This is a genomic window from Denitratimonas organivorans, assembly GCF_037478135.1.
Lineage (GTDB): Bacteria > Pseudomonadota > Gammaproteobacteria > Xanthomonadales > Xanthomonadaceae > Denitratimonas.
In genome coordinates this window covers 227,381-240,634 of sequence record NZ_JBBHDV010000006.1, presented here as the reverse complement: position 1 = coordinate 240,634, position 13,254 = coordinate 227,381, and the positions used below count along the sequence as shown (strand labels likewise).

Here is a 13,254-nt window from a genome sequence, read left to right as displayed (position 1 = left end):
GCGGGTGGTGCCAGGGCGTGAACGGGCTTGGACCGATCCACCTGGCTGTCCGTGACACTTGCGCCACCCGCTGCGCACTGGTGATGGCGTCAGTCCGGGCCCGGTGGCGTTGGCTAGGCACCAACCAATGGCAGTGGCCCGGCGCACGGGCTCGGGCATACTTGCCGATTCCTTTGTCTGTCGGGGTTTTGTGATGAGGTCATCCCTGTTCGCCGTATTGTGCGGCCTGGTGTTCAGCAGCTGCGTGTTGGCACAAGGGCCCAACAGGATCCTGCGCTTTCCGGATATCGAGGCCGGGCGCATCACCTTCGTGCATGCCGGCGACATCTACATCGTCAGCGCCGAAGGCGGCACCGCGTTTCGTCTGACTTCGCACGAAGGCCAGGAGCTGTATCCGAAGTTCTCGCTCGATGGCAGCCAGATCGCGTTTTCGGCCGAATACAACGGCACCCGTCAGGTCTACGTGATGCCGTCCAGCGGCGGCACCCCGCGCCAGCTCACCTGGTACAACGATGTCGGCCCGATGCCGCCACGCGGCGGTACCGACAACCGCGTGCTGGACTGGACCCCGGACGGCCAGCACGTGGTGGTGCGGATGAACCGTCTGCCGTATGACGAGCGCGCCGGTCAGCCGTATCTGGTGCCAGTGGCCGGTGGCATGGAAACTCCGATGGTGGTGCCGGAAACCGGCGGCGGCATGCTGAGCCCGGATGGCGGCAAGTTCGTGTATACCCCGATCGACCGCGAATTCCGCAGCTGGAAGCGCTATCGCGGCGGCCGCGCCCAGGACGTGTGGATCTACGATCTGGCCGCCAACAGCTCGCTGCAGCTGACCGCCGATCGCGCCACCAACCACCAGCCGATGTGGGTAGGCGACACGGTGTATTTCGTCTCCGACCGCAACGACACCAAGCTCAATCTGTACGCGATTCCGCCCACTGGCGGCGAGCCGCGCAAGCTTACCGATTTCCGCGATTTCGATGTGCTCTGGCCCAGCGCCGGCTCCAACGCGATCGTGTTCGAGAAGGGCGGTGCGATCTGGCATTTCGATCCGGCCACGGGCCAATCTCGGCAGGTGCCGATCCGGATCAGTGGCGATGCGCCGGAGACGCTGCCGCGCTTCGTCAAGGCCGGGGATTTCGTCGAATCCTTCGGTATTTCCCCGGGCGGCGAGCGTGCGCTGTTCGGTGCGCGCGGCGAGATCTTCACGGTGCCGGCAAAGGAAGGCGAGCCGCGCAACATCAGCAATACGCCGGATGCGCGCGAGCACAGCGTGAGCTGGTCGCCGGACGGCAAGTGGATCGCCTACCTGTCCGATGAAACCGGCGAATACGAGATCCACGTGCGTTCGCAGGATGGCAAGGGCGCCGCGCGCCGCGTCACCAGCGACGGTGACATCTGGCGTTTTGCTCCGGTGTGGTCGCCGGATTCACGCTGGCTGGCGTATTCGGACAAGAAGCAGCGGCTGCGCATCGTGGACGTGGGCAGCGGCGCCACGCGTGATGTGGATACCGCCACGCATGCCGATTTCAGTGACTACGTGTTCGCTCCGGACAGCCGCTGGCTGGTCTATCCCAAGCAGCACGCCAACGGCAACAGCGCGCTGTGGCTGTATGCGCTGGACAGCGGTGCCACGCGCCAGCTGACCGGTGCCGAAAGCAGTGCCATGAGCCCGGCGTTTGATCCACAGGGGCGTTATCTGTATTTCCTGTCCAACCGCGATTACAACCTGGGCTTCTCGGCTTACGAGTTCAATTGGCTGTACCGCGACGCGACCCGCATCTACGCCGCCACGCTGGAGGCTTCCGGCCCGGCGCTGTACCGTCCGGCGGTGGACGAAGTCGGCCAGGAGCGTGAAAACGGCAATGGCAACGGCAAGGGCAAGAACGACGGCGGCGAAAAGAGCGCGCCGCAGCGCCTGAATATCGATCTGCCCGGTTTCGACCAGCGCACCGTCGCGCTCAACGCCCCGGCCGGCAATTACCAGCAGCTCTCGGCCAATGCCGATGGCGTGTTCTTCATCAGCATGACCGGCTCGGGCCGTGGCAGCGCCGGACAGCAGTTGCAGTTCCTGTCGCTGAAGGCCGATGGCAAGCCGGAAACCGTGGCCGACGCCCGCAGCTATATGCTCTCGGCCGATGGCAAGAAGCTGCTGGTGCGCAATGGCAACCAGTTCTCGATCGTCGACGCCAAGCCCGAGGCCGATCTGGCCAAGGGCCGGCTGGCGCTGGACCGGATGGAGCTGCGCATCGAGCCGCTGCGCGAGTGGCAGCAGATGTACGTGGACGCCTGGCGCATCCTGCGCGACTGGTTCTACGACCCGGGCCTGCACGGCCAGGACTGGGATGCGATCCGCGCCCAGTATCAGCCGCTGGTGGAGCAGGTGCGCAGCCGCGCCGATCTGGATTACGTGTTCCAGGAACTGGTCGGCGAACTCAATGCCGGCCATGTCTATGTCGAATCCGGCGACCAGACCCGCGCCGAGCGCAAGCCCGGTGGCCTGCTCGGTGCCGAACTGGTGGCCGATGCTTCCGGCTACGCGAAGATCGCGCGCATCTTCCCCGGCGAGAACTGGCAGGCGCGCACCCGCTCGCCGCTGACCGAACCCGGCGTCAACGTGCGTGAAGGCGAATACCTGCTGGCGATCGACAACCTCTCCACGCGCGATGTGGCCAACGTCTACCAGCTGCTGGAGAACAAGGCCGACCGTCTCGTGACGCTGCGGGTCAACCGCCTGCCGCAGGAATCGGGCGCGCGCGACGTGGTGGTGCGCACCATTTCCAGCGAGCAGGAACTGCGTTATCTGGACTGGGTGCAGAGCCGGCGCCGCATGGTCGAACAGCTCTCCGGTGGCCGTATCGGCTACATCCACGTGCCCAATACCGCTGTGGAAGGCAGCCGCGAGCTGTTCAAGGGCATGGTCGCCTACAACGACAAGGAAGCGCTGATCATCGACGACCGCTACAACGGCGGCGGCTTCATCCCCGATCGTCTGGTTGAACTGCTGACCCGCACCCCGCTGAACTACTGGAAGCAGCGCGGACTGGAACCCAACGCCACCCCGTTCCTGCATCACAACGGACCCAAGGCGATGCTGATCAATGGCCTGGCCAGCTCCGGCGGCGATGCGCTGCCGTACTACTTCCGCAAGTTCGGCCTCGGCAAGCTGATCGGCACCCGCACCTGGGGCGGCCTGATCGGCATTTCCGGCAATCCGCGCCTGATGGACAACGGCGCGGTGATCGCCGCCACCTTCAGCTTCATGGACACCGACGGCAACTGGGCGGTGGAAGACGAAGGCGTGGTGCCGGACATCGAAGTGATCGACCGGCCTGAACTGCTTGCCGCCGGACGTGACCCGAGCATCGAGCGCGCGGTGCAGGAACTGCTGGCCGAACTGGAACGCAACCCGGTCAAGCGCATGAGCGCACCGCCGGCGCCGACGCGCTTCCCGAAGGTGCCGTACTGAGGCTTGTGGTGTGAGTGGCCTTTCCCGCGATCCGGATTGTTGGGTCGCGGGAACGGTCATCGTGGCGCAGACCGCACCCACCTGAATGCCCGCGCCGGCTGCATCCCTCCGCAGCCGGCCACGCGGCCCGTCCGGACTGGCTTGGGATCAGTCCAAAAACACGCCCATCACATCGTTGAGAAAGCGCCGGCCCAGTGCGGTCGGTGCCACATGGTCGGCCTGCACCGCGAGCAGGCCCTTGGCGACAAGTTCGTCCAGTTTTCCTGCGATGAGGTCGCGCGAAAGGCCGGTACGGGCTTCGAAATCGCCCAGTGAAAACCCGGCGTGCAGGCGCAGCGCGTTGAGCATGTAGTCGAACGGGCGCTGCGAAAGCGTCAGATGTTCATCGCCGCCGATCCGCGCCGGGCCGTGTGCGGCGTCCATATAGGCCTGCGGATGCTTGAGCTTCCAGCGCCGCAGGATCGCCTCTTGCGCCGGCAGTGTGATCTTGCCGTGTGCGCCGGCGCCGATGCCCAGATAATCGCCAAAACGCCAGTAATTGAGGTTGTGCTGGCATTGGAAGCCGTCGCGCGCGTAGGCCGAGACTTCGTAATGCTGGTAGCCGTGCGCGGCCAGCGCCGCTTGACAGCCTTCCTGCATGTCCCAGGCATCGTCGTCTTCCGGCAGCCCGGCCGGGGGGCGCGCCGCGAACACGGTGTTGGGTTCCAATGTGAGCTGGTAGTGCGAGATGTGCGCCGGCGCCAGCGCGATGGCCTGCTCCAGATCGTGCAGTGCCATCGCCGTGTCCTGCTGCGGCAGCGCGTACATCAGATCCAGATTGATGTTGGAAAAGCCCGCGTCCTGCGCCAGCTGCACCGCGCGCCGCGCCTGCGCGCTGTCGTGGATGCGGCCCAGCCGTTGCAGGCAGCCATCGTCGAAGCTCTGGATGCCGAAGCTGAGCCGGTTCACGCCGGCCCGGGCATAGGCGTCGAAGCGGTCGTGTTCGACCGTGCCGGGATTGGTTTCCAGCGTCACTTCCAGCCCCGGGCGCAAACGCAGACGCGCGGCAGCGCCCTCAAGGAAGGCGGCGATGCTGTCGGCCGAGAACAGGCTCGGGGTGCCGCCACCGAAGAAGATGCTGGTCACCGGCCGGCCCCAGACCAGCGGCAGATCCTGATCCAGATCGGCCAGCAGCGCGGCGACGTATTCGCGCTGCGGCAGCTCGCCCTTCTGTCCGTGCGAATTGAAATCGCAGTATGGACATTTGCGCACGCACCAGGGGATGTGGACGTAGAGCGCCAGCGGCGGCAGGCTGAGCATGGAAGCGGGACACGGCAGCAAACAGGATGCGTAGTGTGACGCAGGCAAGGGTGTTCAAGCAGGTTGTGCGCCGGTCACGCGCTACCGGCCGGCACTGCTAAACTTGCCGGCACGCGTTTTTGCCATGCTGCTGCTGCCTGCAACCGGAGCCGGACCTGGCGCATCCCCACACAAAGACATAACAGGCCACAGGCCGCCTGGGAGGATCGATGAACCCGCTCAATGACATGCCCGATCACGACGCGGCAGAAACCCGCGAATGGCTCGAATCGCTGCAGGCGGTGATCCAGCGCGAGGGCACCGATCGTGCCCATTACCTGCTTGAACACCTGGTCGCGCAGACCCGCCGCGCCGGCGGTTTTCTGCCATTCGCGCCGACCACCGAATACATCAACACCATCCCGCCGCAGATGGAAGCCAAGAGCCCCGGTGATGCGGCGATGGAATGGCGCATCCGCTCGCTGATCCGCTGGAATGCGATGGCGATGGTGGTGCGCGCCAACCGCAAGCCCGGCGATCTGGGCGGCCACATCGCCAGCTTCGCCTCCAGTGCTACGCTGTACGACGTGGGCTTCAACCATTTCTGGCGCGCGCCCAGTGATGGACACCCCGGTGACATCGTCTGCATCCAGGGCCATTCCAGCCCCGGCATCTATGCGCGTTCGTTCCTCGAAGGACGGCTCACCGAAGCCCAGCTGGACGGCTTCCGCATGGAAGTGGACGGGCAGGGCATCGCTTCCTATCCGCACCCGTGGCTGATGCCGGACTACTGGCAGGTGCCGACGGTGTCGATGGGTCTTGGCCCGATCGCCGCGATCTACCAGGCGCGCAACAGCCGCTATCTGGAAAACCGCGGCCTGCTGCCGACCACCGACCGCAAGATCTGGTGCTTTCTGGGCGACGGGGAAACCGACGAACCCGAAAGCCTGGGCGCGATCTCGGTGGCCGGGCGCGAAGGTCTGGACAACCTGGTGTTCGTCATCAACTGCAACCTGCAACGCCTGGACGGCCCGGTGCGCGGCAACGGCAAGATCATCCAGGAGCTGGAAGGGCAGTTCCGCGGTGCCGGCTGGAACGTCATCAAGCTGATCTGGGGCAGCTACTGGGATCCGCTGCTGGCGCGCGACACCAACGGTGTGCTGCGCAAGCTGATGATGGAAACCGTCGACGGCGAATATCAGAACTGCAAGGCCTTCGGCGGCGCTTACACGCGCGAGCATTTCTTCGGCAAATACCCGGAAACGGCCGCGATGGTGGCCAGCCTCTCGGATGAGGACATCTGGCGCCTGAATCGTGGCGGGCACGATCCGCACAAGGTCTACGCCGCCTATCACCAGGCGATGATCAGCAACGGCAAGCCGACGGTGATCCTGGCCAAGACGGTCAAGGGCTACGGCATGGGTTCGGCCGGCGAATCGCTGAATCCCACCCACCAGACCAAGAAGCTCGACGACGACGCGGTGCGCGCCTTCCGCGACCGTTTCAATATCCCGATCAGCGACCAGCAGCTCAAGGAAGCCGAGCAGGTGCCGTTCTACCACCCCGGCGAGGACTCGCCGGAAGTGCAGTACATGAAGGCCCGCCGCGCCGAGCTGGGCGGCTTCCTGCCGCAGCGCCGGCGCAAGAGCACGCAAACCCTGGAAGTGCCGCCGTTGCAGGCTTTCGAGCGCCTGCTCAAGTCCACCGGCGAGCGCGAGATCAGCACCACGATGGCCTTCGTGCAGGGCCTGAACATCATCCTGCGCGACAAGCAGATCGGCCCGCGCGCGGTGCCGATCGTGGCCGACGAGGCCCGCACCTTCGGCATGGAAGGCCTGTTCCGCCAGATCGGCATCTATGCGCCGGCCGGGCAGAAGTACAAGCCGGTCGATGCCGATCAGCTGATGTACTACCGCGAGGACCAGACCGGGCAGGTGCTGCAGGAAGGCATCACCGAGGCCGGCGCGTTCGCCTCGTGGATGGCCTGTGCCACCAGCTACAGCAACAACGATCTGCCGCTGCTGCCGTTCTTCATCTTCTACTCGATGTTCGGTTTCCAGCGCGTTGGCGACGCCGCCTGGCAGGCCGCCGACATGCGCGCGCGCGGCTTCCTGCTCGGTGCCACCGCCGGGCGCACCACGCTCAATGGCGAAGGTCTGCAGCACGAGGACGGCCATTCGCACCTGCTGGCCGGCGCCATTCCCAACTGCCGCGCCTACGACCCGACTTTCGGCTACGAAGTCACCGTGATCGTGCAGCACGGCATGCAAAGAATGATGGCCGAGCAGGTGGACGAGTATTACTACCTGACCCTGATGAACGAGAACTACCCGCACCCGGAAATGCCGGAAGGCGCGGCCGAGGGCATCGTCAAGGGCATGTACCTGCTGAGCGAATCCGGCGCCAAACGCGCGCCGGCCAAGGGCAAGGCCAAGACCGCTGCGGCACCGCATGTGCAGCTGCTGGGTTCGGGCACGATCCTGCGCGAGGCCATCGCCGCGGCCGAGCTGCTGGAAAAGGAATTCGGTGTGCATGCCGACATCTGGAGCTGCCCGAGCTTCACCGAGCTGCGCCGCGACGGTTTCGAGGCCGAACGCTGGAACCGGATGAATCCGGAAGCCAAGACCCCGCGCGTGCCGTATGTCACCCAGCTGCTGGCCGACCGCCCCGGTCCGGTGATCGCCGCCACCGATTACGTGCGCGTGTTCGCCGACCAGATCCGTGCTTTCGTGCCGGGCCACTACACGGTGCTGGGCACCGACGGTTTTGGGCGCTCGGATACCCGCGCCAACCTGCGCCGCCATTTCGAGGTGGACCGCTTCCACATCGCGCACGCGGCGATTGCGGCACTGGCCCAGCAGGGCGAGATGAACGCCAAGGACGTGGCGCGTGCGATCAAGGTCTTCGGCATTGATCCGGAACGTCAGGATCCGGCGCTGGCCTGAGCCGGCACTTGTCCGGTCCACGTCGGGGTTCCCGGCCGCGATGGAATATCGCGGCCGGATCGTCGGCGCCATCGGAGGCGCGATGTGATCGCCCGGTCTGATCCTGCAACGCGGCGCCGGTGGCGGTGAAGCTGTTGTCGCGCCTGCGTGCCGGGTGGGCACAACTGGCGCCGGGCGAATTCGCCATCGGCGCGGCGTGCTGCCCGTTCTGCGGGCCGTCGCTGTTCGTGCGTTTGAATCACACTGAATCCGGCTTGCGCTGTGTGCGTTGCGCGGCCAGCAGCGTGCACCTGTCCATCGGCCTGGCCGTGGCCCAGACGCTGCCGGATCTGTCGGAACGGGATGTCTGCGAGCTTTCCGCCGCCGGGCCATACGTCGCGCATCTGCGTCGTCGTGCCCGTAGCGCGGCGTTCTCCGAATACCATCCCGAGGTGGCGCCCGGCACGACGTGGCAAGGCGTGCGCTGCGAGGACGTGCAGGCGCTGACCTGGCCGGATGCCGGCTTCGATCTGGTGACCCATACCGAAGTGTTCGAGCATGTGCCCGACGATGCGCGCGGCTTTGCCGAACTGCGCCGCGTGCTGCGTCCGGGCGGCCGGATGCTGTTCACCGTGCCGCTGTCGGATGCCGAACACACGGTGGAGCGTGCGCGGCTGGTCGGCGGAAAGATCGAACACCTGCTGCCGCCGGAATATCACGTCGATCCGTTCAAGGGCGATGCGCCGGTGCTGGTGTTCCGCGACTACGGGCGCGACATCGTGCAGCGCCTGCAACAGGCGGGATTCGACGAAGTGCGGATCATGCGGCCGGCGTTTGCGCTGGATTGGGCGCCGCTGCGGCATGTCGTCAGCGCGCGTGCGGCCTGAGCGGAACCGCATCCGCGCCGGCTGCGGAAAACTGCTGCGGGTGTAGGCTTGTGCTGTTGTCTGCCGGCGGTGGCGACACGCGACGCGATCCTGATGCCTTCGGGGGCAATACTCCGGGTGGCGTGGCGGCGGTACGATCCGCTGGTTGCATCCATTCCCGACTGGAGACTGTCATGAAACCGACCCTGCTTGCCGCCGCCCTTGCCCTGCCGCTGATGTTGGGCGCCTGTGGTCCTGCGTCCGAACCCGCGCCACCGCCGCCGCCGCCGGCACCTGAAGCACCGCCGCCGCCTCCACCGCCGCCCGTGGCAGCACAGCCGGCCGTGGTGGAATCCAGCGCCACCGCCGTGCTGGCCCCGACCGAAGGCAATGCCGCCAACGGCACTCTGACACTGACACCCGAGGCCGATGGAGTGCGCATCAGCGGCATGCTGGAAGGCGTGCCTTCCGGCGGCACGCATGGCTTCCATATCCATGAAACCGGTGATTGCAGCGCGCCGGATGCCTCCAGCGCCGGCCCGCATTTCAATCCAACCGAAGCGCCGCACGGCCATCCGGGCCACGGCGAGCATCACGCCGGCGACATGCCGAACCTGGTGGCCGACGACGAAGGCAGGATTGCCGTCGATCAGCTGGTGCCCGGCGTCAGCCTCGGTGGTGACGCCGGCCATGACGTGATCGGCCGTGCCGTGGTGCTGCATGCCAATGCCGACGACTATGCCTCGCAGCCGGCCGGCGATTCCGGCCCGCGCATCGCCTGCGGCGTGATCCACCTGCTGGATTGATCGTTGCCGCCCGATCATCCCCGCCGCCGTGGGGATGATCGGGATGCTGCGGTTGCAGCCATCGCATCGCCGCGCGCAGCCGATGGCGTGCTTCTGCCAGAATCGCCGGCATGGATCTGCCCGCACCCCTGAACGAGTTGCTGCATGCCCGGCTGGAGCAGCTGGCGGCGCTGGCACCCGAGGCTGTGGCTGCCGCGCCGGCCGCACCGCTGCATCGTCTGCTGATCGCCAGCGACTACGCCTTCGAACAACTTTGCCGAGAACCCGGCCGCATCGCGACGCTTGAGCGGCGCGGCACCGGCCTCCAATTGCCGCCGGAAGACCAGGCCGGCTGGCCGGCACGGCTGCGGCGCTACCGGCACGATGAAAGCCTGCGGCTGGCCTACCGCGATGTGAACGGCATCGACACCCTGGAAGACACCCTCGCGGGTACTTCGCAACTGGCCGAGCGTTGTCTGGCCGGTGCGCTGGAAGCGGTGCAGGGCGCGCTCGAAGCCCAGCATGGCGTGCCACGCAATGGCGCCGGTGTGGCGCAGCGCATGGTGGTGTTCGGGCTCGGCAAACTGGGTGGCGCCGAGCTGAACTTTTCCTCCGATATCGATCTGGTGTTCGCCTATCCCGAGGCCGGCCAGTGCGATGGCGCGCGGGCGCTGGACAATGGCGATTTCTTCCAGCGTCTGGGCCAGCGCCTGATCCAGTTGCTGGCCGATGTCGATGCGCAGGGCATGGTCTACCGCGTGGACATGCGGCTGCGCCCGTTCGGCCAGGTCGGGCGGCTGGCGTTGTCGTTCGCGGCGATGGAACAGTATTTCCAGCGCGAAGGCCGCGACTGGGAGCGCTATGCCTGGATCAAGGCGCGCCCGGTGGCCGGCGATCTGGCCCAGGGCGAGCGTTTCCTGACGGTGCTGCGGCCCTTCATCTATCGCCGCTATCTGGACTTCGGTGCATTCGAAGGCCTGCGCGAGATGAAGGGCATGATCGAGGCCGAAGTGCAGCGCCGCGCGCTGGATGCGCACCTGAAGCTGGGCCGGGGCGGCATCCGCGAGATCGAATTCATCGTGCAGTTGCAGCAGCTGATCCGTGGCGGGCGCGAACCGGCGCTGCGTGCGCGTGGGCTGATTCCGGCGCTGGCGCGGCTGCGCGACGCCGGCCATGTCCCGGACCGCAGTGCCGAACTGCTGCTGTCCGCCTACCGTTTCCTGCGGCGGCTGGAAAACCGGGTGCAGATGCTGCGCGAGGAACAGACCCACAGCCTGCCGGAAAACGCACTGGACCGCGCCCGTCTCGCCTTCGGCATGGGTTTTCCTGACTGGTCCGCACTGGAGCAGGCGCTGGCGCAGCATCGTGAACATGTGGCGAACGAGTTTTCGCGCGTGTTCCAGGCGCGCCAGACGCAGGCTGCCACGCGTGCTTCACCGCTGCGCGAAACACTGGCCGAAGTCTGGCGCGATCCCTCCGATGCACGCGCCGGAGAACGCCTGGCCGAGGCTGGATTTTCCGCCGCGACAACCTTGTTGCAGCAGCTGCAACAGTTCCGCGAGCAACCGGCGCTGGCCACGGTGTCGGCGCGCGCGCGGGCGCGGGTGGATCGGGTATTGCCGGCGCTGCTGGCCGCCGCCGCTGAAAGCCGCGCGCCGGATCAGGCGGCGCGGCATGGTCTGGCGCTGGTGCAGGCGGTGTTGCGCCGTTCCAGCTATCTGGCGCTGCTGGATGAACAGCCGGCGGCGCTGGCGCGATTGGTGGAAGTGATGGCCGGCAGCCGCTGGATGGCCGAACGCCTGTGCGCGCATCCGCTGCTGCTCGACGACCTGCTCGATGGCCGCGCCGATGCACAGCCGCCCACCCGCGCCGAAGTCGGTCAGGCGCTGGCGCAGGTGCTGGCGCATCTGCCGTCCGATGATCCGGAGGCACGCATCCATGCGCTCAATGAATTCCGCCAGAGCTTCGCGTTCCGGGTGGCGCGCGCCAGCCTGATCGACCAGCAGCCGGCCGAGGAAAGTGCACGCCAGCTGGCGTTCGTGGCCGAAGCGGTGATCGGTGCGGTATTGCCAATGGCGATTGAGGATCTGGCCGCGCAGCACGGCCGTCTGCCGCGTGGTGGTCTGGCGGTGATCGCCTACGGCAGTTTCGGCGGCAAGGAGCTGGGCTTCGGTTCGGATCTGGATCTGGTGTTTCTCTACGACGGCGCCGACTCTTCGCCTGAAACCGACGGCACGCGGCCGCTGGAAGCGGTGCGCTACTACACCCGGCTGGTGCAGAAACTGATCGCGATGCTGGCGATGCCGACCGCGGCCGGGCGCCTGTACGAGGTCGACCTGCGGTTGCGTCCGGACGGCGCCAAGGGCTTGCTGGTGTCGAGTCTGGAAAGTTTCTCCGCCTACCAGCGTGATCGTGCCTGGACCTGGGAACAGCAGGCGCTGGTGCGGGCCCGCGCCGTGGCCGGCGATGAACAGGTGGCACAGGCCTTCGCGCAGGTGCGTGCGCAGGTGCTGGGCATGACGCGCGAACCGGCGCAACTGGCCGCCGATGTGGTCGCGATGCGGCAGCGCATGCGCAGCGAACTGGACCGCTCCACACCGGGCATGTTCGACCTGAAACAGGGCGAGGGCGGTCTGGTGGATCTGGAATTCCTGCTGCAAGGCGGCGTGCTGCTGCATGCCGCGCACGCGCAGCAGGTGCTGGCCACCACCCGCACGCCGGAGTTGATCGCTGCGCTGACCGACTGCGGTTTTTTCGATCAGGTCCGTGCCGGCCAATTGCAGTGTGCCCACCAAGTGCTGTTGCAACGCGCGCTGGCCTGCACCCTGGATGGCAGGGCGCGGCAGGTGCCCGAGGATGCGGCGCTGGCCCAGGCCCGCGCGACGGTGCGCAGTGCATGGCGGGACTGCCTGCGGCATGACCGCGATGCGGAGGGCGGCTGATGCGCGTGCTGGTATTCGGGGCCAGTGGCCAGATCGGGCATTTCCTGCTGCCGCTGCTGTGCGAAGCGCAGGTCGAGGTCGAAGCGGTCACGCGCCAGGCCCGCGCGCCGATGCCCGGCGTCGGCTGGACCCGGATGGACCTGTATGGCAGCGGTGATGTGGCGCAGGCGCCGGACGTGGTGTTCAGTGTCGGGCCGCTGGACGGCCTGCTGGCCTGGCTGTCACGGACCCGGCACCGGCCCGGGCGCGTGATCGCCTTCAGTTCCACCAGCGCCGATACCAAGCAGGACTCGCCGGACCGGGCCGAACGGGCGCTGGCCGCGCAGTTGCGCCGCAGCGAGGAAGCACTGGTCACGCACTGCGATGCGCGCGGCATCGGCTGGACGATCCTGCGCCCGACCCTGGTCTGGGGCTGCGGCATGGATCAGAACCTGAGCCGGATCGCGGCACTGGCGCGGCGCTGGCGGGTGCTGCCGTTGCCGCGTGATGCACACGGCCTGCGCCAGCCGGTGCACGCGCAGGATCTGGCGATCTGCGCGTGGCGCGCGGCCGGCACCGATCAAAGCCTGGGACGGCGCTACGACCTGCCTGGAGGCGAGCAGGTTTCCTATACCGAAATGGTGCATCGCACCGTGGGCTGTCTGGAACCGCGCGGCTATCTGCTCCGGCTCCCGGCCTGGTTGTTCCGGAGCACCGCGCTGGCGGTGTCGCGGCTTGGCGTGATGTCCGGCCTGACCACTGGAATGCTGGAAAGACTGCGACAGGACCTGGTTTTCTCCGGGGCCGAGGCGGAACGTGACCTGGACTGGTCGCCACGCCCGTTCCAGCCGCAGGCGATGCACTTCCAGCCGCCAGTTACCGACATGACTGCTGCGATGCAGCACGGAACGGACGCTTCCACCATACGCCGCAGCATTGCTAAGCGATAAAAGCGCTCCCTATGATAGCCGAGCGTTGCGCTCACTCCGGTTGCCGAAGGAATACATGACC

General features: G+C 66.9%; 7 protein-coding genes. 6 read left to right on the top strand and 1 reads right to left on the bottom strand.

What is annotated here, in order from left to right:
• Positions 1-193: 193 nt before the first annotated feature.
• Positions 194-3,469 carry a S41 family peptidase gene (locus WDB66_RS08655; RefSeq protein WP_339398148.1) on the top strand — a complete coding sequence of 1,092 codons (3,276 nt, stop codon included), beginning with the start codon at positions 194-196 and terminating at the stop codon, positions 3,467-3,469.
• A gap of 147 nt (positions 3,470-3,616) precedes the next feature.
• Here WDB66_RS08655 and hemW read toward each other — a convergent pair whose 3' ends face one another.
• Positions 3,617-4,768: a radical SAM family heme chaperone HemW gene (gene hemW / locus WDB66_RS08650; RefSeq protein ID WP_339398147.1), complete on the bottom strand. Its 1,152-nt coding sequence runs from the start codon at positions 4,766-4,768 to the stop codon at positions 3,617-3,619.
• 209 nt (positions 4,769-4,977) lie between these two features.
• On the opposite strand from hemW, the gene aceE reads away from it, so the two are divergent.
• From aceE to WDB66_RS08625, 5 genes are all read left to right on the top strand, one after another.
• Positions 4,978-7,692: a pyruvate dehydrogenase (acetyl-transferring), homodimeric type gene (gene aceE / locus WDB66_RS08645; protein ID WP_339398146.1), complete on the top strand. Its 2,715-nt coding sequence runs from the start codon at positions 4,978-4,980 to the stop codon at positions 7,690-7,692.
• A 125-nt stretch (positions 7,693-7,817) separates the two neighbouring features.
• Complete coding sequence (locus tag WDB66_RS08640) at positions 7,818-8,558, top strand: methyltransferase domain-containing protein (protein WP_339398145.1); 741 nt, start codon at positions 7,818-7,820, stop codon at positions 8,556-8,558.
• 173 nt (positions 8,559-8,731) lie between these two features.
• Positions 8,732-9,343, top strand: coding sequence for a superoxide dismutase family protein (locus WDB66_RS08635; RefSeq protein WP_339398144.1), 612 nt, complete (start codon positions 8,732-8,734; stop codon positions 9,341-9,343).
• A 110-nt stretch (positions 9,344-9,453) separates the two neighbouring features.
• Positions 9,454-12,264, top strand: a complete 2,811-nt coding sequence (glnE, locus tag WDB66_RS08630; protein WP_339398143.1) for a bifunctional [glutamate--ammonia ligase]-adenylyl-L-tyrosine phosphorylase/[glutamate--ammonia-ligase] adenylyltransferase — start codon at positions 9,454-9,456, stop codon at positions 12,262-12,264.
• Positions 12,264-13,193, top strand: a complete 930-nt coding sequence (locus tag WDB66_RS08625) for an NAD-dependent epimerase/dehydratase family protein (protein ID WP_339398142.1) — start codon at positions 12,264-12,266, stop codon at positions 13,191-13,193. The genes glnE and WDB66_RS08625 overlap by 1 nt, the downstream gene beginning before the upstream one ends.
• Positions 13,194-13,254 lie beyond the last annotated feature (61 nt).